The 25270-nt window shown below is 42.6% G+C and carries 25 protein-coding genes; 12 read left to right on the top strand and 13 right to left on the bottom strand.

Annotated features, from left to right (window positions below):
- Window positions 1–2: 2 nt before the first annotated feature.
- The 7 genes from G4V62_RS05510 to G4V62_RS05480 all read right to left on the bottom strand — a co-directional run bounded on the left by G4V62_RS05510 (window position 3) and on the right by G4V62_RS05480 (window position 5850).
- Window positions 3–1877, bottom strand: coding sequence for a hypothetical protein (locus G4V62_RS05510; RefSeq protein ID WP_165200014.1), 1875 nt, complete (start codon window positions 1875–1877; stop codon window positions 3–5).
- Complete coding sequence (locus tag G4V62_RS05505; protein ID WP_165200012.1) at window positions 1874–2512, bottom strand: hypothetical protein; 639 nt, start codon at window positions 2510–2512, stop codon at window positions 1874–1876. Before G4V62_RS05505 ends, G4V62_RS05510 begins: the two co-directional genes overlap by 4 nt.
- Window positions 2513–3415: 903 nt before the next feature.
- Window positions 3416–3775, bottom strand: a complete 360-nt coding sequence (locus tag G4V62_RS05500) for a YflT domain-containing protein (protein ID WP_165200010.1) — start codon at window positions 3773–3775, stop codon at window positions 3416–3418.
- 69 nt (window positions 3776–3844) lie between these two features.
- Window positions 3845–4576: a glycerophosphodiester phosphodiesterase gene (locus G4V62_RS05495; RefSeq protein WP_165200008.1), complete on the bottom strand. Its 732-nt coding sequence runs from the start codon at window positions 4574–4576 to the stop codon at window positions 3845–3847.
- 237 nt (window positions 4577–4813) lie between these two features.
- Window positions 4814–5158: a YkvA family protein gene (locus G4V62_RS05490; protein ID WP_165200006.1), complete on the bottom strand. Its 345-nt coding sequence runs from the start codon at window positions 5156–5158 to the stop codon at window positions 4814–4816.
- Between the two features lie 98 nt (window positions 5159–5256).
- The gene (locus G4V62_RS05485) at window positions 5257–5400 is read right to left on the bottom strand and encodes an FbpB family small basic protein (RefSeq protein ID WP_165200004.1); all 144 of its coding nucleotides are present in this window, start codon (window positions 5398–5400) and stop codon (window positions 5257–5259) included.
- A gap of 249 nt (window positions 5401–5649) precedes the next feature.
- A complete protein-coding gene (locus G4V62_RS05480) occupies window positions 5650–5850 on the bottom strand; it encodes a DUF2188 domain-containing protein (RefSeq protein ID WP_165200002.1) in 201 nt (66 codons plus the stop codon).
- A gap of 235 nt (window positions 5851–6085) precedes the next feature.
- Here G4V62_RS05480 and G4V62_RS05475 point away from each other — a divergent pair, with 235 nt between their 5' ends.
- The 3 genes from G4V62_RS05475 (at window position 6086) to G4V62_RS05465 (ending at window position 8847) form a co-directional block, all read left to right on the top strand.
- Complete coding sequence (locus tag G4V62_RS05475) at window positions 6086–6418, top strand: hypothetical protein (protein WP_165200000.1); 333 nt, start codon at window positions 6086–6088, stop codon at window positions 6416–6418.
- 273 nt (window positions 6419–6691) lie between these two features.
- Complete coding sequence (locus G4V62_RS05470) at window positions 6692–7396, top strand: response regulator transcription factor (RefSeq protein WP_165199998.1); 705 nt, start codon at window positions 6692–6694, stop codon at window positions 7394–7396.
- Window positions 7360–8847, top strand: coding sequence for a sensor histidine kinase (locus tag G4V62_RS05465; protein ID WP_312855436.1), 1488 nt, complete (start codon window positions 7360–7362; stop codon window positions 8845–8847). The genes G4V62_RS05470 and G4V62_RS05465 overlap by 37 nt, the downstream gene beginning before the upstream one ends.
- 733 nt (window positions 8848–9580) lie before the next feature.
- Here the strand turns inward: G4V62_RS05465 and G4V62_RS05460 are convergent.
- A complete protein-coding gene (locus G4V62_RS05460) occupies window positions 9581–10735 on the bottom strand; it encodes an aminotransferase class I/II-fold pyridoxal phosphate-dependent enzyme (protein WP_165199996.1) in 1155 nt (384 codons plus the stop codon).
- A 20-nt stretch (window positions 10736–10755) separates the two neighbouring features.
- Window positions 10756–11982, bottom strand: a complete 1227-nt coding sequence (locus G4V62_RS05455) for an MFS transporter (protein ID WP_312855435.1) — start codon at window positions 11980–11982, stop codon at window positions 10756–10758.
- 203 nt (window positions 11983–12185) lie between these two features.
- Between G4V62_RS05455 and G4V62_RS05450 the strand changes: the two genes are divergently transcribed.
- The 6 genes from G4V62_RS05450 (at window position 12186) to G4V62_RS05425 (ending at window position 17931) form a co-directional block, all read left to right on the top strand.
- Window positions 12186–13046, top strand: coding sequence for a MurR/RpiR family transcriptional regulator (locus G4V62_RS05450; protein ID WP_165200076.1), 861 nt, complete (start codon window positions 12186–12188; stop codon window positions 13044–13046).
- An 89-nt stretch (window positions 13047–13135) separates the two neighbouring features.
- Window positions 13136–14557 carry an NADP-dependent phosphogluconate dehydrogenase gene (gene gnd / locus G4V62_RS05445; RefSeq protein WP_165200074.1) on the top strand — a complete coding sequence of 474 codons (1422 nt, stop codon included), beginning with the start codon at window positions 13136–13138 and terminating at the stop codon, window positions 14555–14557.
- A gap of 84 nt (window positions 14558–14641) precedes the next feature.
- A complete protein-coding gene (locus tag G4V62_RS05440; RefSeq protein ID WP_165199992.1) occupies window positions 14642–16123 on the top strand; it encodes a gluconokinase in 1482 nt (493 codons plus the stop codon).
- Between the two features lie 33 nt (window positions 16124–16156).
- Window positions 16157–16852, top strand: coding sequence for a M50 family metallopeptidase (locus tag G4V62_RS05435; RefSeq protein ID WP_165199990.1), 696 nt, complete (start codon window positions 16157–16159; stop codon window positions 16850–16852).
- Between the two features lie 109 nt (window positions 16853–16961).
- Window positions 16962–17627, top strand: coding sequence for a YesL family protein (locus G4V62_RS05430; RefSeq protein WP_165199988.1), 666 nt, complete (start codon window positions 16962–16964; stop codon window positions 17625–17627).
- Window positions 17628–17664: 37 nt separating this feature from the next.
- Window positions 17665–17931 (top strand): PLDc N-terminal domain-containing protein, encoded by a 267-nt coding sequence (locus G4V62_RS05425; RefSeq protein WP_376768276.1) that lies wholly within the window; start codon window positions 17665–17667, stop codon window positions 17929–17931.
- A gap of 545 nt (window positions 17932–18476) precedes the next feature.
- On the opposite strand, the gene G4V62_RS05420 is transcribed toward G4V62_RS05425, so the two are convergent.
- The 3 genes from G4V62_RS05420 to G4V62_RS05410 all read right to left on the bottom strand — a co-directional run bounded on the left by G4V62_RS05420 (window position 18477) and on the right by G4V62_RS05410 (window position 20401).
- The gene (locus G4V62_RS05420; RefSeq protein ID WP_165199986.1) at window positions 18477–18950 is read right to left on the bottom strand and encodes a YkyB family protein; all 474 of its coding nucleotides are present in this window, start codon (window positions 18948–18950) and stop codon (window positions 18477–18479) included.
- A gap of 116 nt (window positions 18951–19066) precedes the next feature.
- Entirely contained in the window at window positions 19067–19357 is a 291-nt protein-coding gene (locus tag G4V62_RS05415; RefSeq protein ID WP_165199984.1) for a hypothetical protein, read from the bottom strand.
- A 177-nt stretch (window positions 19358–19534) separates the two neighbouring features.
- Window positions 19535–20401 carry a metallophosphoesterase gene (locus tag G4V62_RS05410; protein WP_165199982.1) on the bottom strand — a complete coding sequence of 289 codons (867 nt, stop codon included), beginning with the start codon at window positions 20399–20401 and terminating at the stop codon, window positions 19535–19537.
- A 72-nt stretch (window positions 20402–20473) separates the two neighbouring features.
- On the opposite strand from G4V62_RS05410, the gene G4V62_RS05405 reads away from it, so the two are divergent.
- Window positions 20474–21691: an EAL domain-containing protein gene (locus G4V62_RS05405; RefSeq protein ID WP_165199980.1), complete on the top strand. Its 1218-nt coding sequence runs from the start codon at window positions 20474–20476 to the stop codon at window positions 21689–21691.
- Window positions 21692–21746: 55 nt separating this feature from the next.
- The gene (locus G4V62_RS05400; protein ID WP_165199978.1) at window positions 21747–21989 is read left to right on the top strand and encodes a hypothetical protein; all 243 of its coding nucleotides are present in this window, start codon (window positions 21747–21749) and stop codon (window positions 21987–21989) included.
- Between the two features lie 87 nt (window positions 21990–22076).
- On the opposite strand, the gene proC is transcribed toward G4V62_RS05400, so the two are convergent.
- Window positions 22077–22919, bottom strand: a complete 843-nt coding sequence (proC, locus tag G4V62_RS05395; RefSeq protein ID WP_165199976.1) for a pyrroline-5-carboxylate reductase — start codon at window positions 22917–22919, stop codon at window positions 22077–22079.
- Window positions 22920–23115: 196 nt separating this feature from the next.
- On the opposite strand from proC, the gene G4V62_RS05390 reads away from it, so the two are divergent.
- A complete protein-coding gene (locus G4V62_RS05390) occupies window positions 23116–25221 on the top strand; it encodes an ATP-dependent Clp protease ATP-binding subunit (protein WP_165199974.1) in 2106 nt (701 codons plus the stop codon).
- Window positions 25222–25270 lie beyond the last annotated feature (49 nt).

The following is a 25270-nucleotide window of genomic DNA, read 5'->3' as shown; positions in this document are numbered from 1 at the left end:
CGTTATCCCTCCTCGCCGGTTGTGTTCTCAGTAAGAAGACTGTCTGTAAACAGGATTTGCTGGTATCCTTGGGTCCCGTTCTCCTGCTCTACTGTCACACGTATTTGATGTTCGTTTGTGAGCGGAACATTGAACTGGCCTGATTGGATCAGATCATCGAGTTTAATTTGTCTCACGATTTCACCATTGATAGTAAAGGTAACGAGGCTTGTACCGTAGCCTTTACCCGCTGTCGTTTCGTCGACGATGACTTGTCCCTTCCAAACGCGTTGATTTGGTGAAGCAATGACATCGAATGTAGGTATTGTTTCGGGTGTGTTCGTACTTACCGCAATCGCATTGCCCCACACGGTACCGTTCACATCGGTTAGAAAGCGCCCTTGTTTCTCATCCAGGCCATCGATTTTTTGATAAGGTGTCCTCGACAGCCAGGGCTGGTCGACAAGTGGCTCTTCTGGTAAAGAAACGAAGCGGCCCTCTTTTAAGCTTAATGTGGTACTGATGTCATCAATGGTCCATTTTAACAGCTTATGGTGTTCAGAGAGATTTTTGTCAAAGGGAAATGACACGGAAAAACCTGTTGATGTTCCTGCAGCTACAGAAAGAGGAAGACTTTTTTGCGTGAATAAATCTGTACCTGCCAAATGAACGTAGATGGTCTTTGTCTCGTTTAAATGTTGTTTTGCATCGATCGTTCCCGAGATTGTAAGCGTTTGGCCATCGGCTTGATAAGAATGAAACCGAATACTGTAAGCTTCGTTGTTCAGCTGAGCGTTTAAGTCATGTTTGCCTGTTTCCATACGGTGAACGACAGGACTTTTTGCGTCATTCGCTCCAGATATTAAAGCGACAGGTTCTAAAGAGGCGTCACTAATCGGCCACGACCAATCCAGCTGTTGAATGTCGTCAGTGTTATTTATCCCTTTAAGTGTCGCTGTTGCCAACGATTTGTTTGTGTCGGTATGATAAGTGGTCCATTCCGTGCTTACAACGGACGAGCCATTTTGCAAACGGGCTTCAGCTTTTATGGGAAGTTTATCCGCCCATCGCGCCATTGGTCCTTCAATGGAGAAATACAACAAAGGTTGATCGGCAGTTTGCCCGACACCAAGAAAATCAACTTGGCCAAGCTGGCTATTTTCAAAAATTGTTTGCTGTTGTTTTGTAAATGTCCCTGGTTCAAGCAAGAAGGAAGCTCGATACATCGCAAAATCAGTCCATTGCGTTTCATAAGCAGCGCGAGCGAGTTCAGGGAATGCCTTTTCGACATCTTGCAGCTGCTGTAAAGATGCATGAGCGTCTTGAAGCCGGTCTTCAGCCATGGCTGCTTTTATGTCTTTTGTCAATGGGTCGATCAGAGCGGTTTGCACGTGAGAATGTACGGTTTTTTTGACATCTTCGACACCTTTTAATAACGAAGCGGTCGGAAGTTCTGCTGCTTCCTTACGAAGCTCATCAATCTCACGATAGAGTGCTGTCAATTCAGACACATTGGGTGACGCTTGAGCGACCTGCAATGAATGCGCTTCGTTTTTTAGACGAGACAGTGCTTCATTCCAAGCCATTAGTTGCTCTAATTCTTTTTCGCTTAATTCGTTTTGAATATCACCTGTAATTTGTTCGCTTAACAGGTTGGTTTCGTTCAGTCGCCGTTCGACAACGTTTCGCCGTCCCTGAGCATATGACAACGTTTCTGGATCAATGGTGAGCAATTCCTGATAGATCGTTTCTGCTCGTGAAAAATCAAGAGAGTGAAGGGCGCGTTCAGCTTCGACTAGCTGTTTTTGGAAATAGGTGTCCTTCGATCCTGTCTCTTGCGTCGTACAAGCCGTCACAATAAGACAACTTAGTAAGACAAGTTGGTGTTTATATTTCATGCAGGAATCCTCCTTCGCTTCCACAAGCGGCTGATGAAGAAGAAGAGCAGCCCAGTTAGTGCTGAAGCCCCAAGCCCCATCCACACTGGGGAAAACGAAAATTGGACGTCTGGCGCAAAGAGTATCGTTGTCGGCTGTTGATCAAGCGTGACAGTTGTTTCGTTTAGTAGCTGACCACCATTCACAGCCATGACCTGACCAGCGACCGAAAGCGTTTCAGGTTGAAGACCCAGTTGTTCAACGTGCAACACCGTCCAGTCGTTTTCTGGCGCTTGCTTCGTCTGAGAAAGCAGCGCTTTACTATCATTTTCATACACTGTCGCAAAATCGATCAGAGGAATGAGGAAGCTACTGGATGATAATTGGCTAAAACGCTGAAAAGAGACCACAACTTCAATTTGCTCAGGCGTTTCCACCGTTCGAACCAACTCTGCTTGAGATATACCAGCAGTCTCATTTGCTTCATCCACCCATTCGCTTACTGTTTGTTCAGCTTCCGCGCGAGTTGTCGTATCGGCATTAAAAGGGAACATAAATACACCTGCTCCCGAAGAATTAATGGCATTACCAGCACTCTGACATCCCATCAGCAAAAATAGTAAAATTGTTAGAAATACGAAGTTTCGGAAGATCATAAATCAGCGCCTCCGTAGAAGAAATCCTAGCATATTATAGCAAAATTTTAGAAAAAGAGAGGGGTTGGATGTGTATTTTTGGTATTTTGAGACGAAGGTCTATCATCCTATGAGCCTACTTGAATGGTAAAATTTAAAGAGTGATCCGAGGTTGCACAGATCAGTGGCAAAGGATACCCAAAGATCGATTTTTTACATAGAAAGAGACGTTTGTGTCATACTCGAAAGTCAACGGATTTAGGTTTAGGGTAACGTGATTCGACCATTAAGGGCGCTAGCATTTTGAATATAACCGCCTATATTTGTTTTTAGAAAAGCAGGATATTGGTAGCCCAAAGAGAATTTTTAAATAAATATATTGTGATAAAGGAATGAGTTTGGGTACTTTTTTATAGGTTAGCGAATCGACCAAGTCATTTAGAGGGGCAAGCGGAGAAGTGAGCTTAGACGATGAGATCAGCATTTACATTCCTGTCGGCGCATTTGAAGAAGAGGTTGACATTGAGATTCACAGATGTCAAGACTGCAGTGCTTCGTCAGAAATCTCAACCTAGCGAGTCGATTGTTTAACGTTTCTACAAACGCTGAGCATCGCTTGAAAAAAGGCGGTCGTCTCAGTTTACACCAGCATCAACCGTGAAGGAACAATCTATGCTTAAGAAGCAGTTGTTATTCTTATGCGCTTGCATCGGCATTTAAACGATCGATAAGCAAGAAAAAACGGAAAGAAAAGGCGACAAACTCATCCTCTAATCTTTGAAGAAAGTCGTTTTGACTTGCCGACAAAACTAACTAATTCGGCTTCGGCGCAAAGTGAACAAACGCTTGGAATTAAAGACAGTGGATGCCATTTTAAACATAGGAAGACGGCGGGTTTTACATCCGCCGTCTTTTAAAATGATCTTATTGATGCGGCGACCAATGAGCCGCTTTTTCAGTATCTGTTACGAAGACAAATAATGAGCCGTGATCCATTTTTTCTTCATACATCTCAGCTTCTTGCTGGGAAAAGCCAATTTCCATCATTTTATTGCGAAGCTCATCGCCTTTTTTCTTGAAAATATTGCTTGTAAAATCAGTCAGACCTTGTTCACGCAAGCCAATCGTATTGGCATCGGCATTTTCTGCGACACGTTCGGTACGTTCCTCGTCATGTGCGAGAATGTACACATCCTCGGCACGAACGCCTCGGTCTTTTAAGTCTTTGACATCTTCAACTAACACTTTGTCATCCTTATATTCACGTACATATGGCTTAGACATGATGAATACCTCCTGTAAATAAGTTTCACAAGTTGTATTCACGACATGTCCAAATGTTAAACATGTAAACTAGCTGTTTAACAGTGAGAAAGCTTTAGCAGGCACATTCGTGATCAGACCAGATGCGCCTGCTTCAATAAAATACGACAAGTCATCCGTTGCATCAATGGTCCAAGGGTATACTTGATACCCTGCATCCATGGCATCTTTGATTGCCGTTTTCGAGATCGCCTTAAACATCGGGTGCAGGCTATATACGGGCACGTCCAATGTTTGCGGAAGCTTATCATGGTGAACAGCATTCATCGCATAAAGAAGGCCGAGCTTTACGTTAGGCGCAATGCCTGCTAAAGTCTGGAGGCAGTTATGATCAAATGATGAAACAACGGTCGTTTCCCAACGCTGTGTTTTTGAGATTACTTCAGCAAGACGTGCTTCGATGCCTTCATAATAGCAAGGCACATTTTTAATTTCGACGTTGACGACGACTGTAGATGGCAGTGCGGCAAAGACTTCGGTGAGAGAAGGGATTTTTTCACCTTGAAAATCATCTGAAAACCATGAACCGGCATCCAACTCCTGAAGCTCAGCGAGAGTCATTTGGCCAACGAGCCCCGTACCGTTTGTCGTCCGGTCAACTGTATCATCGTGGATTACAGCAAGCTCATTGTCTTTTGTTAAATGAACATCTAATTCAATTGCATTTGCACCATCAGCAACAGCTTTTGTAAAAGCAGCCAAAGTGTTTTCGGGTGCACTAGCAGAAGCACCTCGGTGTGCAATAATTAAAGGCTGGTTCATCGGAATGACCTCCTATTTAAAAAAAGATACATTTAGTGTAGCAAAAAAGTAAGGTAAGAAGTGAAGAAAAGGGAGACATTTACAAATATTTAAGGGAAGTGTTGAAGTGGTGTTAGATAACAAAAAAACACCGATATATTCGGTGCTTTGATGAAAAAGCTTGTCAGTTAATGAATGAGCAAAAAATGAAGACGATCACCTAGAGCGCCAAAAACTCAGATAGAATGCTGAGTTGCGTTACTTTTCCTCATCTTCAATTCGTTCACTTTGCTCCTGTTTCCAAGCTTCAAACTTCTTTAAGTCTTTATTAAAGGTTCTGGCCACAAATAACAGGACGGTTGCATCATCTAAAAAACCGATCGGCAAAATAAAATCCGGAATGACATCGAGCGGCATGGCAAAATAGAGAAGACCTGCAATCAATGCGATCATTGATTTGACAGGCACTGCTGTATACTCTTTTTTTACATAAGCCATGAGTAGTTCTGTCCCAAGACGGAGCTTATATTTTACCGAGTCAATGAGAGGAGGCTGCCCATTCATTTGCTGCTTCTCTTTCACTGTCTCTGCAAGAGTCTTCATTGTCTCCCGATTGCGAAAAATTCGACGAGCCATTGAAAAAAGCCGAAATATATTTAGTCGTTTTATAGTCGATTACCCCTTTGGGAATCAAGACGCTTTTATCCCGTTTTATTCGTATTATACTTCGCTGCTTTGTCTTCTAAACGCTTTTCCAGTCGTTCCATCTCTTCTTTATCAAGTAAAAGCGACTCTTTATTTTCTGAAACTAGTTCCTTAAAAGACAAGTTTCTTCTTCTTCTCATTTGACGATCATCCTTTTCCTTCAGATATCAATTACGATGCTTAATAAATAAATTTTCAAACGAATTATATCATTAATTTTTACACAAAAGAAATAATCAACAAAACTTTAACAAAACTGTCACGATTGTTACTCATCATATGATAAGATAGTATAAGATGCTAAGGTGCTCTTTTATTTTTAAATTTTTTTCTAAAAAATAGCGTAGACAAAGTTGCTTCGTCTTTGCCTACACTCTTATAGAACGTTATCAATTATAATAGAGCGATTCTGTAATGTTGTGTTCTTCATTAAGAATATCGATTTGACTAGGTGTGTTATTTTTAGCTAGCTCTTTTGCTTTTGCAACCGCTTCGCTCTGTGTATCATAGTGCTCTGTCGGTGCTATATCCTTTATCTTAACAAACCAACCATTAACCTCCTTATTTGGTACTACGCTATATTTCTTCATATGGATGTTGCCTCCTCTTGTAAATTCAAAAATTGTTTCTATATTTATCTTTCCGATGTCATCAACCTATAAACTGCTTTTTCTTCAAATGGCAATGGACACACTTTTTTCATAAATGTTCATAAAAAGATCTTTTTTGAAAATAGATTGGTTATCTTTCTGCGGTACAGTATAAATGTGCTCGATAGAAAAGCACAAATTAAGTTAGGTTTGGATTGAAGGAGGAAGTTTCAATATGGATAAGAAAATTACTTTATCTTCAGCTTTACTTGCATTTGGTCTTTTGGTAGGTTGCTCTAGTGGTGGCGAAGAGCCTGCAGGTGGTACTGAAGCGGACACAGAAGTACCAGCAGATGCTGAAACTGAAGGCACTGACGCAGCTACTGAAGAAGAAGGTACTGAAGACACAGCAACTGATGCAGATGCTGAAGGTACTGAAGACGCAGCAGCTGATTCAGAAACTGAAGATGCTGAAGACGCAGACAGTGAAGATGCAGCAGATGACGCTGTAGCAGAAGAAGAAGGTGCTGAAGAAGACGCTGATTCTGAAACGGACACAGAATCGTAAGTCTATGATTGTGAAGGATATGATTCACGCTTAATCAAGATTTTCTCCCTCCCCCCTGAACGAACATATATATGAAACCAGCCCTTGTGGCTGGTCTTTTTTTGCTTAGATGGGGGACAGGAATGGTTTGCTTGAAGCGAAAATTGTGAAGAAATTTGATAAACCACCTTAAAAGCATCATAGCGCAAATATGATACAATCAATAAAAAGCACTTCCCAACGCCTTTGTTGGTGGTGATTTGCAGCTATGAAAGCGATAGAGGGGGAGTCTAAATGAATGGTTTTAAAGTGCTCGTTGCCGATGATGATCCAAACGTTTTAGAGATCATTCGTCTTTATTTCGAAACACAGAATATAGAACTTGTGACTGCAAATAATGGAGAAGAAGCTTTAGCGCAGGTGGAGAAAGCAGCACCTGATGTCATTCTTCTCGATGTGATGATGCCGATCATGGATGGCTATGATGCCTGCCGTGAAATTAGAAAAAGATACGATACGCCCATCATTATGCTGACGGCTAAAAATGAAGAGTTTGATCGAGTGTTAGGGCTTGAACTGGGCGCTGATGATTATGTTACAAAACCATTTTCGCCGCGGGAGCTTATGGCGCGCATTAAAGCGATTTTTCGCAGAATGCAGCCGCGTCAGCCAGGAAAAAGTGAAGAAGCCCCGCCAGAAGATTTGCGTTTTAAAAATTTATCCATTTTCTTACAAAGACGTGAAGTGATTGCTGGTGGAGAGAAAATTACCTTGCGTCCGAAAGAGTTTGATCTACTGACCTTCATGGCTAAATCACCTGGCAGTGTGTTTACACGGGAACAGTTGCTAGAGCAGGTGTGGGGTTATGATTTTATTGGTGACATCCGTACGGTTGATGTTCATGTGAAAAAGTTGCGGCAAAAGCTGAGAACACCGATTCAAAAAGACTGTATACATACTGTGTGGGGAGTGGGGTACAAATTCGAGGTGGAAAATTAGTCGGTCATTTTAACAAAAATTTGTTTAGACGCCTTTTATTTAGTTACTTTATTGTCATATTAGCTGGCTTTGGTGCTGTCGGTTTTATGATGTCGATCACGATGAAAAATTATATGTATGATATGACAGAAGACGGCATGATGAGGAAAGCAGCGCGAGTGAACTTACTTATTCAAACGATGGAGCCAGGTCCAGAAATGAATAACATGCTCCAAATGCTTGATGGTTCTTTTGATACCCGTATCTGGGTGTTTGGTCCAGGTGGAGACATTATTGCTACGTCGACACCTAACGAAGTGTCAGTCGGTAAATCTGTCAGTCGGGATATTGTTAGAGAAGTAATGCAAGGACGAACGCCACCTGTTCAAGAGCTGTCATTTAAAGGGCTAAATGAGCCGATGCTGTCGGTTGTTGTCCCGTGGGGTGAAGGAGAGAGTATTTATGGTGGCATCGTGCTTCATTCTCCGGTCAACGGCTTAAATCAAACAATTGGTCATATACGTGAAACGATTTTATGGGCGATTTTACTCGGGTTAATCATTTCAACAGCGATGGTCAGCTCGTTTTCATGGTCAATCTCTCGTCCTTTACGACAAATCGAACGCGTCGCTAATAAGATCGGCGTCGGCGATTATAGTGAAAAACTAAATGTTCGTTCCGGCGATGAAATTGGCGAGTTAGCGGAGACGATTAACCATATTTCTACGAGGCTACAAATGACTGAAGCGGAAAGAGCGAGACTTGATCAAATTCGCACCGATTTCCTGGCGAATGCGTCTCATGAACTCCGTACACCGCTGACAGCATTGCAAGGCTTTTTAGAAGCTTTGCAAGATGGGTTGATTTCTGAAGAAGGAAGAAGTAAATACTACAAGGTCATGTATCAGGAAACGATGTATATGACCCGTCTCGTTGATGATTTAATGGACCTCGTCAAATTGCAAAACGATGATATTGAATTTCAAATGCATCCTGTCCAACTGCAAAAATTGCTCGGTCGTTTAAGTTTTTCATTTGAAAGCTTGTTAAAAGAGCAAGGCAACGAATTATTCATTCATGTAGGGGATGACATTCCAAAAATAGAAGGAGATCAGGATCGTCTCGAACAAGTGTTTAATAATTTAATTAAAAATGCCAATAAGTTTACAACCAACGGTACGATTACGTTAGAAGCGAACCGAGATGAGGGAGATATTGTGATCACCGTGACCGATACCGGAATTGGCATTTCGGAAAAGGACAAGCCTCTTGTATGGGAGCGTTTCTTTAAGGTAGATCGAGGCCGCGAGCGGAAGAACAAAGGGACTGGCCTAGGATTGTCGATTGTCAAGGAAGTCGTTGCCAGGCATCACGGTCAAATTCAGTTAGAGAGTGAAGAAGGAGAAGGCACGGTGTTTACGATTCGTCTTCCCATTGAACAACCGGAAAAGAACTCGTCTGAAGACAGTTAACGAGCCGCACAAGTTTTCTTATCAAAGCTCTACTGACATTTGGTTTCTCCTGCATATTTACACTTTATAAGACATTTGCACAATAAAAGTCCTTCTCATCGCAGTGATATCCATCCCTCTTAGCAAGCAGGTGAAAAGAAAGCCTAGCTCATTAAAGAGGCATATCATCGACTGCTTTGGGAAGGGTTTTTTTAAAATGGGCGATCGGCTAAATGGTTTTGCAAGAGTTCTCGCCCTTAGTAGGGGTAAACATCAGCATCATATATCGATTCATCATCAGTTTGTGACCAACTTAGGAATGTTCTCGAGACATTTTACACTTCTAATCCGTTCATAAAACAATAGACAATCTCTTCTTCTAACTGACTCAATGGAACCGATGAGTTTGGTACAATTCAAGAGGGAGCTAGCAAGCTTATTATTCAGCCTATTCAAATTGCAAGTCTTAATTACGGAAAAGGCCATACCGAAATTGAGCTTGATCCGATTGTCATCGATTTAAATCAGTTAGATAAATGATGTGAAAATGTTAAAGTCAACTCGAAAAACGCTCAGATGAAAATTGAAGTGACACCTAAAAGTAGTTTATGACTCTCACTTTTGGGGTGCACTTCAATTCTGAGCGTTTTTACTATTAAATGTTTAAATGTTAGCTCATTCATAAGAGTAGACCTTCTCTCTCCCAAGACTGCTCTCGTATGAGTATGGTCATCGTTCATAGAAAGTCTTACACTTAAACCAATGTCGAAACGAAATTTTTCAGCCGAGCAAGTCCTTCCTGTAGTTGCTCCATACTGTAGGCAAAGGATAGACGAAGGAACCCTTCTCCGTAGGACGAAAAGGCGGTGCCTGGGATTAAGGCGAGTCCATGTTCGTATAGCAGACGGCTGGAAAACGTCTCACTATCTTGACCGAACTGGCGAATGTCACAAAAGACGTAAAATCCCCCCGTTGGTCGCACATACGGTATGCCCATCTCATCTAATGCCTCAGTCACAAAGGCCGCGCGTGTCTCATACGCCTGTCGCATTTGCTTCGGTGCATCAGGGGCTTTTGTCAGTGCGGCTAAGGCGGCATGCTGACTGACGGAAGAGGCGCACGACACATTGTATTGATGTACTTTTAACATATGCTTTGCTAAAGGCTCTGGAGCGAGCAAGAAGCCGATACGCCACCCCGTCATCGCATGGCTTTTCGAAACGCCTTGAATGACAATCGTTTTTTCTCTCATTCTTGGATCGCAGGCAATCGATGCGTGGGGAGCCGCAAAACAGAGCTCACTGTAAATTTCGTCGGAAAGCACAAAGATATTTTGATCAGCTAAGACGTCGGCTAATTTCGTGAGCTCAGCTGCTGTCATTTGACACCCTGTAGGATTTGAAGGGTAGGGAAGAATGAGCGCCTTTGTTTTATGATTGATTGCTGTCAGCACTTGCTCTGGCTGTAACACAAACCCGGTGTTGCGTGTATCGATAAAACGCGGTGTTGCACCACACATCCGGATAATCGGCTCGTAGCCTGGATAGACAGGAGCAGGTAAAATTACTTCATCACCAGGAATTAACAACGAACGAAGGGCAACATCAATACCTTGACTGGCCCCTGTTGTGACAATAATTTCGCTTATAGGGTCGTAGGATAATCCATAAGTCGAGACATGTTGCGAAACCGCTTGGCGAAGAGGGAGAATGCCGGCATTCGCAGTATACGTTGTTTGATTGCCTTGTATAGCTTCAATCGCTGCCTCTTTGACGACATCTGGCGTAGGAAAGTCGGGTTGACCGATCGTTAATTGAATCGCTTCGGGGACATCAGCGACTTTATTAAAGAAACGTCGAATCCCAGAGATTTCAATTTCTCGTGCGTTTGAGTTCATCCATTGCTCCACCTGAAGTGCCTCCTTAATTGTTATGAAGAAATATGTGTCTGTGAAGATAAATTCATTTCCAATAAACGGCGATCGGACGGAAGTAACAAAGCAGCAAAGCCGAGGATTGGCAAAAATGATACTGCTTGAATCATCGTTTTAAGGGATGTGATATCGGCAAACCACCCTAACACCGCTGCGCCAAGAGCGCCCATACCGAATGCAAGACCGACAATCAATCCTGAAGCGAGCCCTACTCGACCAGGCAGAAGCTCTTGGGCGTAGACCACCGTCACGGAAAAGCTTGATAAAATAATAAAACCATTCATTGCAAGCGCAGGCACGAGCCAATTAGTCGATAAATATGGTGTCACAAGTGCTAGCGGTAAAGCACCTAAAATAGAAAAGACGATGACACTTTTATGACCAAATCGGTCAGCAATTGGACCGCCTAAAAAGGTACCAACAGCACCAGCTGCTAAAAAGATAAAAAGGTACATCAGCGCTGTTTGTTTATCTAAGCCATAATCATGAATGAGGTAAAATGAATAATAATTTAAAAAAGCTGCATGGTAAAAAGAGCGTGTAAATACCATGATGATTAATAGAATGAGTCCCCATTTCATCCATCGTGTAATTGGGGGCAGCTCTTTAGTTTTAATACCCTTCACGTCTGATGTAGATGTTTCAGCCATCCGCTGGCTCGACCATCGCGATACATACATTAAGACGATCACTGATGCTAGGGCAACGAGGGCAAACCACATGGCGCCACGTTGTCCGATTGTTAACAATAAGCCAACGATCAAAGGAGCAAGAGACTGACCGGCATTCCCGCCGACTTGATAAATTGATTGGGCCAGACCCCGGCGCGGACCAGAAGCCATATGAGCGACACGGGCCCCTTCCGGATGGAAGACAGCTGAGCCAATCCCTAGGCAGATGACGCCAATAATAATCCAAATATATGAGGGTGCGAAGGCAAGAACGACCATTCCAATCAATGTTGAAGCTTGTCCTAAAGGAAGGGCGAACGGTGCGGGACGCTTATCAGTATAGATACCGACAACCGGCTGAATGACCGAAGCTGTCAGATTTAATGTAAAAGTAATGAAGCCAATTTGTGTATAACTTAGTCCTAGAGAGGATTGAAAAATAACGTTCATCGCTGGAACGACAGCTTGTAATGTATCATTAAAAAGATGCGCTAAGGCAATGAGCCAGAGCACATTATAAGTTGTTTTTTTTTGAGCTATAGCATGCTGCACAATAGATGTCTCTCCTTCGTTTATATCTTTGTTAACTCTATCACCCTTCATGAAGTTTGTTAAGCGCTTCTTTGAATTAAAGGGAAAGAGTGTCTATTCATATAGGACAGTTGCGCAAAAATAGTCGAATTGTTACACTAAAGTAACGTTTATCGTGTCCCATCATGTAAAACAACATTTGACGAGGAAGGGCAGGCAAAGTGATGACAGGTGAAGCTGATTACCAGCACACATTATTAAAAATTCGTAGTCATATGAACGCATTTACTAAAACAGAAGTAAAAGCAGCCAGCTATATTTTGGATCACCCAGAGAACGTGATCTATTGTTCAGTGACAGAATTGGCTGAAAAAGTCAATATAGGTGAGACGACGGTTTTACGATTTTGCCGTAAGCTTGGTTTTTCTGGTTTTCAAGATTTTAAATTGTCGCTAGCTCAAGATCTCGTAAATCCCTCTCGCCAGCTCCATGACGACGTGAGTATGGATGATGATGTTCATACCCTTTCTCAAAAATTAATTGCAGCACAAGGACACAATTTACAAGAATCAGTCGATCTTTTATCGTCAGCTCATGTTGAAGCAGCAATTGACACATTGATTACAGCAAAAAAAGTGATGTTTTTCGGCGTCGGTGCTTCAGGTTTAACGGCACAAGATGCAGCTCATCGCTTTTCCCGAATTGGTAAGGAATGTGAAGTTCAGCAAGATTCGCATTTTCAGGCAATGGCTGCTGCCGGTCTGACTAAGGGAGACGTCGCTGTTGGCCTGTCCATTTCAGGAAGCACAAAAGATACGGTCAGACACCTCGAACTGGCTAGAGAAGCTGGTGCAAGAATCATTTGTCTTACGAGTAACGCAAAATCTCCGATTACGAAGGTTGCCGATATCGAGCTGCTTATGACAGCACGTGAAAACCCGCTTCAAGGTGGCTCGCTTTCAGGTAAGATTGCCCAGCTTGCCATTATCGATATTCTTGCCGTCGGTGTAGCAATGCGGATAGGTGATGTTGCCCTACGTTCTCGGAACCAAACGGCGAAGGCTGTTTCTGACCGAATGTACTAATTAAAAACACACTTGCTTTTGTTGCGCGGACACGGGTCTCGTATTACAATGATATATGAATATAAGTGAGCACTTTAAATCGAGAAAGGATGACAGGTATGGCAAAGCAGCATGTGGGTGTCATTGGGTTAGCGGTCATGGGGAAAAACCTGGCTTTAAATATTGAATCAAGAGGTTTCGATGTCGCTGTATATAACCGTACGTATGCAAAAACAGAAGCGCTACTGAATGAAGCGTCTGATAAAAATGTGACTGGATATAAAGAGCTTGCCGATTTTGTCCAATCCCTTGAAAAGCCACGTCGAATCATCATTATGGTTCAAGCAGGAAAAGGGACTGATGCGACGATCGATCAGTTGATCCCATTGTTAGATCAAGGGGATATTATCGTTGATGGTGGAAATGCCTATTTCGAAGATACACGCCGCCGGAACCAAATGCTGTCTGAACATGGCATTAACTTTGTCGGTACGGGTGTATCCGGTGGAGAAGAAGGAGCACTTAAAGGACCGTCCATTATGCCAGGTGGTCAAAAAGAAGCATATGATATGATCGAGCCGATTTTAACCGCCATTTCTGCAAAAGTAGGAAATGATGCATGCTCTACATACATCGGTCCAGATGGTGCAGGTCATTATGTAAAAATGGTACACAACGGCATTGAATATGGCGATATGCAGTTAATCTGCGAAGCGTACCATTTGTTAAAACATGTCGTCGGGTTAAGTGCTGAAGAATTGGCGGACACGTTCAAACAATGGAACGAAGGTGAATTGGACAGCTATCTCATTGAAATCACAGCGGATATCTTTACAAAGGTCGATCCTGAAACAAACCAACCGCTTGTCGATGTCATTTTAGATACAGCTGGTCAAAAAGGGACAGGGAAATGGACAAGTCAAAGCTCCCTCGATTTAGGAGTACCTTTATCCATTATTACGGAATCCGTGTTTTCCCGCTTTATTTCAGCGATGAAGGAAGAGCGTGTCGCTGCCAGTAAGGTGTTGCAAGGTCCTGCTACTGAAGCACTGGAAGGTGACCGTTCAGAATGGGTTGAAGCGATTCGCCGTGCATTGTATGCCAGCAAAATTTGTTCGTATGCACAAGGCTTTGCCCAAATGAAAGCAGCCTCTGAAGAATATGGCTGGGACTTGAAGCTAGGCGACATCGCGATGATTTTCCGTGGTGGCTGTATTATTCGTGCGGGCTTCTTACAAAACATTAAAGATGCCTATGATCGTGACCCTCAAATCAAAAACTTGCTGCTTGATGAATATTTTAAGGGGATCATTGACGAATACCAAGATGCGTGGAGAAAGGTTGTGTCACTCGGCGTGACGAAGGGAGTACCCGTTCCAGGGCTTTCGAGCGGTCTCGCTTATTACGACAGTTACAGAAGCGCTGTGCTTCCAGCTAACCTTTTACAAGCACAACGTGATTATTTTGGTGCTCATACGTATCGCCGAACGGATAAGGAAGGAACCTTCCATACCGATTGGTTATCAATGTAACGTTTGCTGAAGGAGAGCGGTGATTACCCCGCTCTCTTTTTATCATCTGAAAAAGCGGCAAGGTTTTGTAGGAGGGAGCAACACGTGTACATTATTGGGGTTGATATTGGAACAACAAGCACGAAAGCCGTTGTGTTCGATGATTTAGGAGGGACCGTTGCTCGTGCTGAGCGGGCATATCCACTGTTGCATCCGCTTCCACATAGCGCCGAGCAGCGACCGGAAGAGATTGTTGCAGCTTGTATTCAAGTGTTAAACGAAGTCATGATGTCAGCTTCCTTAAGTGAAGAGGCGGTTAGCGCAGTTTCATTTAGTGCTGCTATGCATTCACTGATGATCATTGACTGCCAAGGCAGACCGAAAAGCCCTCTTTTGACATGGGCAGATGAGCGTTCGACTGGAGCGACAGAGCGTTTAAAGGAGCGTATAGGATTAAGTTTATATAAAAAAACGGGGACTCCTTTACACCCGATGTCTCCGTTAACGAAAATGGCTTGGATACAAGAAGGACAGGCACCGTGGACACTTCAACCGGGTGACCGTTTTATCAGTATTAAAGAGTATGTTTTCTATTGCTTTTTTGGCGTATGCTGGACAGATGAGTCCATGGCTTCTGCAACTGGGTTGTATGATTTTACGAAGAGAGAATGGAGTAAAGAAGCGCTTCAGGCTGCTCAAATTTCTGCACACAACCTTCCTGACATTAAACCGACAAAAACGGTGCTACGTGGTTTAAAAAAGGACATTGCTAGAGAAACAGGTTTAAATGAGAAGACTCCCTTCATCCTTGGGGCGACAGATGGTGTTTTGGCAAATTTAGGTGCTGGTGCGAAAAATGATGACATGGTGATGACCATCGGGACGAGTGGAGCCATTCGCTGTACGCTGGATCACCCGGTGACACATGAAAATGGTCATACGTTTTGTTATCATTTAAGTGAAGATGCTTGGGTCGTTGGTGGCGCAATGAATAATGGTGGCATTGTGTTACAATGGGCAAAGCATCATCTTTTTAAAGAAGCGAAAAAAGGCAGGACACCTGAAGAGCTTAATCTGTGGTTTGAAAAAGAGGCTGCAAAAGTACCACCTGGTTGTGAGGGACTGATCTGTTTGCCGTATTTGCACGGCGAGCGAGCCCCATTTTGGGAGACAGGGCTTCAAGGTGGCTTTTTAGGAATGACTTCACGGCATGAAACAAGCCACTTCTGCCGGGCTTTATATGAAGGCGTACTATTTCAGCTGAAAATGGTTGCGGAGGCCGTTTGGGAGCTTTCTCCCGCAAAAGGAAAGCTCTATATTAATGGGGGCTTTGTTCGTTCGCATTTTTGGACGCAAATGCTTGCAGATATTTTTAATAAAGCGCTAGTTATGCCCTCACACCATGACGTCTCTAGTAAAGGAGCGGCTGCGTTAGCGCGTCAAGCACTTGGTTATCCACCTTTTCCAGAGGATGACAGATGTGATGCCGAGCAAATTTCCCCTAATGCTACAGCTGTAGCTCAATATGAACGACCATATGCTGCCTATAAAAAGCTGGCTGATGCTATGAGAACATTACAGAAATAACGATTTAATAAGGAAAAGAAGGGTGGGGTAGCTATGAATTGGAAGCTCATTCTCATATGTCTCGTCTGCTTCATTCTTTTATATGTTCCGGGTGTACAAATGATTCTACGCACGTGGAATACACTCGTTCATGAGAGTGGGCATGCTGTCGCTGCTTTACTTGTAGGCGGGCAAGTCAATGACATTCAATTATTTGCAAATTTATCAGGCTTGACGAGATCATGGACTGCTTCTGGCTGGCCAGTGATCGTTGTTAGTCTTGCCGGCTACCTCAGCTCGTCGATTGTACTCCTCCTGTTTTCGTGGCTATGGAAAAAGAAAATACATCATTTTATTTTAATGTCCGTAGGTCTTATTGCCTTACTTAGCGGTTTGTTCTGGGTGCGCAACCTCTTTGGTATCATTTGGATAGCTGTACTGCTGATCGGACTAATCTATCTTCTTTCTACTCAGCGAAAATCGTGGAGCGCGGGGGTAAGCCTCTGCTTTATTTTAATCTTATTAGTCGATTCCGTTCGTGCAGCGTTTGATCTTTTGTTATTAAGTTTCTTTTCACCTGCTCGTGCAGGAGATGCCTCCATACTCGCAAGCACAACGTGGGTCCCGGCGCTTGTCTGGGGTTGTGCCTTTGCCATTGTCAGTGTATGGGCTGCGTGGCGTAGTGTCGTCTTAGTCGCACCTGCATTTCGTACCGCAAGAACGGCGCTTGAACCCAATAACCATTTTTAGTCATAAACGCAGTTACACTAGGTGATTTTGAAGGGGAAATGCTTGATTTTTCTACTGTGAAAAGGTAGCATTATGGCATAATAGACAGAAAAGCAGGGTGGTGAAACACATGGTAATGAACGGATTTATGGGCACCTTGTACTCCATTTGTGAATGGATTATGCGGCTTGCATACGTCAATATTCTCTGGATTTGTTTCACTTTTCTTGGACTCATTGTGTTTGGATTTGGTCCCTCAACAGCAGCGTTGTTTGCTGTCACGAGAAAATGGGTACAGGGCGAGCATGAAATTCCAGTGTTTAAGACCTTTTGGAGCGAATATAAAAACGAATTTTTGCGTGCAAATATTTTAGGTGTTTTATTGCTAGTGGTTGGCTTTATCCTGTGGGCAGATTTTCGGATTTTAAACACGCAAGATACCGGTAGTTGGGGTATTTTTATCCAGTACTTTCTTATCGTTGCTACGTTCATTTATTTAACGATGACCCTCTTTTTCTTCCCGGTTTTCGTCCATTATGACTTAAAATTATTCCAATACTTGAAACAAACACTGTTGATAGCGATTTCAAGACCTGGTGAAATTTTAATGATGATTGCCGGATCTTTAGTGGTCTTGCTCGTTATGCAGCAATTTATGGGATTAATTCCGTTTTTCTTTGGAAGTGTACTCGCATTTGTCGTGATGTGGTGTGCGAATCGTGCCTTCCGTAAAATTGAAGAAAAAGCTCAGGCATTGCGGGAAAGAGAGGCCGAAGCTGAAGCTGAGCCAGAATAAGTGACTATAGTACATGATCCAAGCAAAGCAGGCGTTCATGAAAAAAGAATGTCTGCTATTTTCTATGCATAGGACTGTAGAAGTGGATAGCAAGGGAGATGAGGTATTTATGGAATTTATATTTTTAGGGTTTTTGCTCTTTGGACTGTTGCTCATCGTTTTAAATATCGTTACAAGCATTTGGGCATATAGAGACTCTGTAGCCAGAGGAAAGAGTCGTGAATATGCATTGATTATCTTGTTTGGAACCTTGTTTTTTCCGGTGATCGGTCTCATCATTTATTTAATTATTCGAAATGATTAATCGTTGCCCCTACGTTTTTAAATGAGCCCGTTAAAGAATCTCGCCTTTTAAAGCTTAGTACTACAGGTTAAATTAAGCCATTTGACACATCATTAAATGTGAACGATCACGAAAGTTCCCATGAGAGTAATTAAATTTCTTGCATAATTAGATAAGTGAAATGAGTGAACGACTCACCATTGCTTCACTTAAGCAGGCACTTCTCTCTACCACCACGCAAGCACTCTTTCGATAAAAAATTAACCAATGCGAAAAGACGACCCTATCGAAGGAGTCATCTTCTGCAAGTCATGGTCGTTCGATGGTTTGCTTGCGTGGTTATTGCCGTCCATAGTAGTGATGACATCATGCTGTGGCTACGTCATAATCGAAAGTTTTTCTGCGCGCGATCGCTTCCATGCATTCGCCACTTTATATCTAAAATGAGCTCTTTTGCTCCTTTCCTCACTCAACATCCAATCTCTCTTGTCGCAACTTTTCCCGGTCGTCTAGAAACATAAAATAAATGACCCTTCTCATAAAAAATTGTCCTGTATATGAGATACTTAACGTTTGGGGTGATGCCAAGGATAGGGTTCACCTAGTTTTGTAAAAACAGGGGCTTGCCGTTTTGGGTAAGTGGGTTTAGACTTCGCTTGAAAGCGGTAGCCTGTATATTGTTCCAGAAGTCGTTTGGCTTCATAGAGTGGCATTGAGGTTTTCGGATTTCGGTATGAGGCGTCTCCTTCGCCAAGATGTGGAACCTCACTGAAGTCTTTTTTGCGAGGAGGAACGTGAAAGTAATAGTTATCCACTTGGATCAGTAAGTTCGAATGCTGCTGCGCATTTTTCGGGTTTTTAGAAAAGTGGAGGCCAATTTTTTTGGCTTTGTTTTCTTCAAGGAGCTTCTGAACGGTTTTATGTTTTAAAGAGTACAGCTCTTTCGCGTGAATGGCGGTTTTTGCGTTTCGATTCACAATAAAAAGTGCGCGCGCGATATCGTGAAGACGAGGGGGCTTCCCGTTGTCTAATGTCCGCATGTTGTGCAACCCTCCTTTTTAACCATTATAACGAATACGACCGTTTAATCCAAACGAAGAAAAAGACACTCGTCATGATCGTTCAGAGAGTCTTTTTCTAACAGATTCTATCAACATTAGCTACGGGCGGTCATCATTGGGAAGGGTTGGTTTTTCTCTAAAATCGTAGTTGTCACTAGTTCAATCCCTTTTTGTGCCTCTTGAGCCGTTGTAGTCAATGAAATTGTCGAATCCATTTTCGGGATGAGGAAAAAGGAAATCAGACTTAGCACATCTCTACCATCGACCGTTGTATTTTCATATGTAAATTCAACAGCAATATTTTCTTTATTCAATCGATAAGAGAGTGTCATTAATGTAGGAACAGGAATCCTATTCTTCAATGTAAAAGTCATATGTTTTTTCACATACCTCGCTCCATTCATAAAGTTGTATAATGAATATACAAGCTGGGCTTAATGATCAGCTTCCGTTTGTCGTTGACGTTGGCTTCATCTTGAGTCAATGAAGATCATTTTTTAATGTATTCCACAGGATAGCCATGTTTAAACCGCTGTTTTATGAAGGAAAGGATACGTTTATTTTTATGTTCGCTCTAATGTGAGTACGGTCAGTTCAGGGCGTGCTAAAAAACGATAAGGAAGGCGAGTTGTACCAATGCCCCGATTTACATATAACTGGAAGTCAGTGTCTGTAAATGTGTACAATCCTTCAATGTACTTTTCACCTAAAGGTGGTAAGACTAGCGGACCAAAGAATGGGAGCTGGACTTGTCCACCGTGCGTGTGTCCGGAAATTTGTAAGTTCACGCTTGTTTCGTGAATATCATCGGCAATATCGGGTTCATGAGCAATCAGTAATGACCATTGTTCTTGTTGAACAGAAGATAGGGTGGCGTCCACGTCAGGCTTCCCTAGCATTTGATCATCCAGCCCTGCGATAACAATGGTTTCGCTTTGACTTGTGATTGTCGCTGCTTCATTTCTGAGTAATTGAAAGCCAGCATTTTCGATGACCGTACGGTATAAATCCGTTCCGTAATCGCCGTGGTCATGGTTTCCGTATACGGCAAATTTTCCGAATCGGGCTCTTAATTTAGTGAGAATAGCTATAAGTCGTTCTGGATCTTGATAAGACATGGGTCGATCGAGAAGGTCACCAGCAAAGATGATGAGATCCGCCTTTTCTTTATTCATTGCATTGATCAGCTTTTCGAATTGGTTAGCATCGTAATGGTGCCCTATATGTGTATCGCTAAATACAACCACTTTTAGTTGGTGAAAGGCGGTGGGAAGTGTTGGGAAAGAAAGAGTTAACCGCTTTGTTTCGAGCCAATGAGGTTCAATGTAAGTGGCATAGCTGTAACCGCCGGCTATTGTCGCAATAGTGCCTGTAAACCAGCCGAGAAGTCGCTTTAAAAATGAGCGCCGAGTCATATTTTGTTTAGTCATTCGACGTTCTCCCCTTCATTGTGTTGATTTCTTGCTCCATCAAAGTTGTGTTTTAATGAAGGAGGCTTCAAAATGATGGATCCACTTGATATTTTAACGCAAAAAGCGAATGTTCGTCCGTATTTTCAAGGTGTGTTCTCTGCTGATGATTGGCAGATGAATGCTTGTGAAGTGTACGGTCGATTCGTTGTAGACGAAAAAGCTATAGGTCTTGGTGCTTTCTTTCATGATGCAAATGTGCCAGAAGAGTATCGCTTTGAACTAGACGCTCATATTTATAAGCAAGCGATTGAATTATTTATGAATTCTGCTGGCATTGAAAAACTGTTTTTAAATGCTCATCCAGATGTCTTATTGGCGCATGGGGAAGAGTTCATTGATCTATTTTTAACATTTGAACGTGAATTCTCTTTACCCCTTGAATCTGTCGTCATCGAAATATGTGTGCATACGTTCCAAGGCGATTTAGAGCATCTGCACCATTTTATCACGTATTTGAAAACATATGGGATGAAAATTTCGCTTGATCGTATTGGCGTGAAGGAAACAAACTTAGATGTCATTGGGTTATTGTCTCCGCATTATGTGAAGGTGAACCTAAGGCCTATGCTTGATCAGACAAAACCCCAATCTTATGATGATGTGTTGCAATCTTTGACACACCTCGCACGAAAAATCGGTGCCGTGATGATTTATCAAGAGATTGAAACAGAATTTCAATTGCAATACGCTTGGCGAAATGGCGGCCAATATTACCAGGGAAATTTTTTAGATCGACCAAGTTCATTCATCACTCCTGCAACGTCTCAAGATGAGGCGCTGAAACAGACTTTTAGTCGCTTTATTAATCATGAAAAAAAGAAGATTATGAAGCGGATGGATATAGAAAAGCAACTACAACGAAAAATGGCAGAAACGCTTGAACGACAAAAAGCGCATCAGTGTTATGATGAATGGCTGACACATGTAGCTGCTGATTTTCAAAACGAAAGCTTCAGGCTTTACGTTTGTGACCGCGATGGTTTTCAACGTTCGGCAAACTTGGTGAAAAAAGAGGCTGTGTGGGAATTACAAAAAGAATATAATGGAAAGAACTGGGGATGGAGGCCGTATTTTTTAGAAAACATCGTTCGTATGGATATGGGCGCTAAAGGGATCTTGTCAGACCTCTACTCAGATATCGAAACAAAACAGCACATTCGGACTTTTTCTTACCCCATTTCTCAACAGCTATATCTATTTATGGATTTATCATATGAATATTTATTCGATCAAAATGATCACGTTTAGATGTATGAATGAAGAACTGCAGGGAAAGGTAAGAAAAAAGAAGGAGTTCGCTTATATGGACCGTGCGATTCTTGCCTTATCCGTAATAGCTGTGCTTGTGTTGGTCGCCGGGGCGTTTGGTTCTGCCCGTGTTGGTCAGGCAATGTCTTTCAAAAAGAGTAGTGAGACGGGAGAGCAAACGAAACGACATCCAATTTTAAAAAACCCAATTGTTTGGGTATACATCGTAGCTGCTGCCATTGTACTCTTTTATATTGGTTATTTATTTACGACAACCAATCTCCCCGCTGATTATTAACGAGTAAACCCTCTCTGGATTGAACAGAGAGGGTTTTAGCCATGTCACAAACGGTAAATCAACCAAGTAGAAAAGGGATTGTTTGGCTTAGTTCTTTTCATTCATCCGCTTTAAAAATTGCTGCTCGAATCCAGCTGACTTTTTTGCTGAGGATTCAATGGCTTGGCGAAAGCTGTCTTCAGCGTGTCCTTCCTTGAGCCGTAATAAACCTTCATAGGTGGTTCCTTTCGGAGAAGTCACTTGTTTACGCAGCTGTTCAGGGGTGAGAGAAGTTGCTTTGACCATTTCGGCAGCACCTGCCATGATCTCTACAATCCATTGCCGGCCTTGTTCTCGGGTAAATCCGTGTGCTGCGGCGGTTGCTTCAAAATACTCCATGATTTGGTACATGTAAGCCGGGCTGCTGCCGGCCAAGCCGGTGAACAGATTCATTTGCTCTTCTTTAATTTCATATACACTGCCGATACTAGATAAGATCGTCTCGATGCGCTCTTTTTCAGCAATACTTACGTTTGGACTAGAGCAAAAAGCTGTCGTAGACAGACTAATTGCCGATGACGTGTTAGGCATCACGCGAATGGCTTTTGCTTGCGGTGACGTCCAAGACTGCATCGTACTTATCGGTAGACCCGCAATGACAGAAAGGATTAACTGATGCTGGCGTAATTCATCTTTGACATGTAGAAAAGCAGCTTCTGCTTCTTTTGGTTTCATCGCAAAGATGAGAAGGGAAGCATCAGGAATGATTTCTTTTGGGGTTTGACTTGTCAAAACACCATATGTTTTTTTGTAGAATTCAAGCCGGTCTACATTCGTTTTATTTGTTATAGTGATTTGATTTTGCTCGACAATCTCTTGGGAAAGCATTCCTCGAACAATCGCTTCTGCCATAGAGCCTGCGCCTAGAAAAACGATCTGTTCATTTTTCATCATACGAAACAACCTTTCTTTACATTTCTCTATTCTATTGTCGTTGATCTAAAAAAAATAACAACATTTCGAGTAAATCTCTTGAAAGTCAAGAAAGGTCAAAGTATAATATAGTCAAGGTCAAAGAAAGTCAAAGTCAAACATTAAAATAAACATGAACTAAATTTATATCTATATCAAAGGAGGACAAATGATCATGAAATGTCAAAATTGCCAACAACGTCCTGCTTCTGTGTATCTTCGACTTAAAGTAAACCAACAAGAACAACAATTACATTTATGTCATCAGTGTATGGCTGAACTACAAAGACAGCAGCAGCCTCACATGTCTAATTCATTTAACGGCAACGGTGCTCAAGGAGGCGGAGGTCACGTTTTCACACAGCAGGATGCTGGAAAAGAGAGCATCCTTGAGTCAATGGCGACCAATTTAAATGTTCTTGCCAACCGTGGCGAAATTGATCCGGTCGTTGGTCGTGATGATGAGATTCAACGTGTCATCGAAATTCTGAACCGGAGAAATAAAAATAACCCTGTCCTGATCGGGGAACCAGGTGTCGGGAAAACAGCCATTGCCGAGGGACTCGCACTGCAAATCCATCAGCGAAACGTCCCAACAAAGCTGTTAAACAAAAAAATCATGCTGCTTGATGTTGCTTCTCTCGTATCGAATACAGGAATTCGTGGTCAGTTTGAGGAGCGAATGAAACAGCTTGTTGAAGAAGTTCAATCTCGTGACGATGTCATTTTGTTTATCGATGAGATTCACCTTCTCGTTGGTGCGGGGCAGACGCAAGATTCACAAATGGATGCAGGAAATATTTTGAAACCAGCATTAGCACGCGGGAAAATGCAGCTCGTTGGAGCGACGACGTTAAAAGAATATCGAGCGATTGAAAAAGATGCAGCTCTAGAACGTCGTTTCCAGCCAGTTCAAGTGGATGAGCCTACTGAAAATGCAGCGATTGAAATATTAAATGGCTTAAAGCCTCATTACGAACAGTATCATGGCGTGACCTATACAGATGAGGCGCTTCGTGCAAGCGTCACTTTGTCTAAACGATATATTCAAGATCGTCATTTGCCAGATAAAGCAATTGATCTGATGGATGAAGCTGGTTCTGTGTTGAACTTGTCTGAGGAAGCCCGTGATGAAAGCAGCATCGAAGCGAGACTTGAACAAGTTCGTAAAGAAAAAGAGGAAGCGACAGCGATTGAAGCTTATGAACGCGCGGCTCAATTACGCGATGAAGAGAAAAATTTGCTGGAGCAATTAAATACGAATGCATCAAAACAAAAGCCTGCCGTCACACGCGGTCTCATTGAACAGTTGATTGAAAAGAAAACAGGCATTCCTGTGTCAAAATTGCAGCAAGATGAACAATACAAGATGAAGCATTTGATGGAGAGACTATCCACGCAAGTGATCGGGCAAGAAGAAGCAGTCGAAAAGGTCGCAAAAACGGTCAGACGGTCACGAGCAGGCTTAAAGTCGAAGCACCGCCCTTCAGGTTCGTTCTTGTTTGTCGGACCTACAGGCGTAGGGAAAACCGAACTGTCGAAAACGCTGGCGCGTGAATTGTTTGGAGATGAAAATGCACTTATTCGTCTCGATATGAGTGAATATATGGAAAAACACGCCGTGTCTAAGCTCATTGGTTCACCACCCGGATATGTCGGTCATGACGAAGCTGGTCAACTCACCGAAAAAGTTCGCAGACAGCCTTACAGTATTATCTTGCTTGATGAAATTGAGAAGGCACATCCAGACGTACAGCATATGTTCTTGCAAATTATGGAAGATGGTCGCCTGACGGATAGTCAAGGGCGAACGGTAAGCTTTAAAGACACCATTCTCATTATGACAAGTAATGCAGGTACACAAATGGCGAATAAAGGAACGCTCGGATTTACAACAGGCGAAGAAATGGAAAAAGAAAACCAATTACTCGCTTCTCTAGGGGACTTCTTTAAACCAGAATTTCTCAATCGTTTTGATAGCATCGTGCAATTTAAACCTTTAGAAAAAGAGCATCTCGTTAAAATCGTCGGTCTAATGCTTGCCGATCTCAATAATACTCTTGGAGAACAGAACATTTCCCTAGAAGTGACTGAAGCCGCTCGTGAGCGGATTGCGGAATTGGGCGACCATCAAGCCTTTGGTGCGCGACCACTCCGTAGAGCGATCCAAGAGCATGTAGAAGACGCCATCGCCGATGAATTAATGGATACCGCAGAAGCGATTGAACAAATCATTGTTGACGTTGATGAAAATAAAAACCTTGTTATTCAACGATCATGATCATAAAAAAAGAAGCGAGCCTACTTCGGCTCGCTTTTTTAGTTTACTG

The sequence above is a fragment of the Litoribacterium kuwaitense genome (assembly GCF_011058155.1).
In the GTDB taxonomy this organism is placed as follows: domain Bacteria; phylum Bacillota; class Bacilli; order Bacillales; family DSM-28697; genus Litoribacterium; species Litoribacterium kuwaitense.
This window is presented reverse-complemented; position numbering and strand designations above follow the sequence as displayed.

Bases quoted from the DNA above. Each gene is read 5' to 3' on its own strand.
- G4V62_RS05510 (WP_165200014.1), bottom strand. From the start codon at position 1,877: ATGAAATATAAACACCAACTTGTCTTACTAAGTTGTCTTATTGTGACG.
- G4V62_RS05505 (WP_165200012.1), bottom strand. From the start codon at position 2,512: ATGATCTTCCGAAACTTCGTATTTCTAACAATTTTACTATTTTTGCTG.
- G4V62_RS05500 (WP_165200010.1), bottom strand. From the start codon at position 3,775: ATGTCTAAGCCATATGTACGTGAATATAAGGATGACAAAGTGTTAGTT.
- G4V62_RS05495 (WP_165200008.1), bottom strand. From the start codon at position 4,576: ATGAACCAGCCTTTAATTATTGCACACCGAGGTGCTTCTGCTAGTGCA.
- G4V62_RS05490 (WP_165200006.1), bottom strand. From the start codon at position 5,158: ATGAAGACTCTTGCAGAGACAGTGAAAGAGAAGCAGCAAATGAATGGG.
- G4V62_RS05485 (WP_165200004.1), bottom strand. From the start codon at position 5,400: ATGAGAAGAAGAAGAAACTTGTCTTTTAAGGAACTAGTTTCAGAAAAT.
- G4V62_RS05480 (WP_165200002.1), bottom strand. From the start codon at position 5,850: ATGAAGAAATATAGCGTAGTACCAAATAAGGAGGTTAATGGTTGGTTT.
- G4V62_RS05475 (WP_165200000.1), top strand. From the start codon at position 6,086: ATGGATAAGAAAATTACTTTATCTTCAGCTTTACTTGCATTTGGTCTT.
- G4V62_RS05470 (WP_165199998.1), top strand. From the start codon at position 6,692: ATGAATGGTTTTAAAGTGCTCGTTGCCGATGATGATCCAAACGTTTTA.
- G4V62_RS05450 (WP_165200076.1), top strand. From the start codon at position 12,186: ATGACAGGTGAAGCTGATTACCAGCACACATTATTAAAAATTCGTAGT.
- gnd (WP_165200074.1), top strand. From the start codon at position 13,136: ATGACAGGTATGGCAAAGCAGCATGTGGGTGTCATTGGGTTAGCGGTC.
- G4V62_RS05435 (WP_165199990.1), top strand. From the start codon at position 16,157: ATGAATTGGAAGCTCATTCTCATATGTCTCGTCTGCTTCATTCTTTTA.
- G4V62_RS05430 (WP_165199988.1), top strand. From the start codon at position 16,962: ATGGTAATGAACGGATTTATGGGCACCTTGTACTCCATTTGTGAATGG.
- G4V62_RS05425 (WP_376768276.1), top strand. From the start codon at position 17,665: ATGAAAAAAGAATGTCTGCTATTTTCTATGCATAGGACTGTAGAAGTG.
- G4V62_RS05420 (WP_165199986.1), bottom strand. From the start codon at position 18,950: ATGCGGACATTAGACAACGGGAAGCCCCCTCGTCTTCACGATATCGCG.
- G4V62_RS05410 (WP_165199982.1), bottom strand. From the start codon at position 20,401: ATGACTAAACAAAATATGACTCGGCGCTCATTTTTAAAGCGACTTCTC.
- G4V62_RS05405 (WP_165199980.1), top strand. From the start codon at position 20,474: ATGATGGATCCACTTGATATTTTAACGCAAAAAGCGAATGTTCGTCCG.
- G4V62_RS05400 (WP_165199978.1), top strand. From the start codon at position 21,747: ATGGACCGTGCGATTCTTGCCTTATCCGTAATAGCTGTGCTTGTGTTG.
- proC (WP_165199976.1), bottom strand. From the start codon at position 22,919: ATGAAAAATGAACAGATCGTTTTTCTAGGCGCAGGCTCTATGGCAGAA.
- G4V62_RS05390 (WP_165199974.1), top strand. From the start codon at position 23,116: ATGAAATGTCAAAATTGCCAACAACGTCCTGCTTCTGTGTATCTTCGA.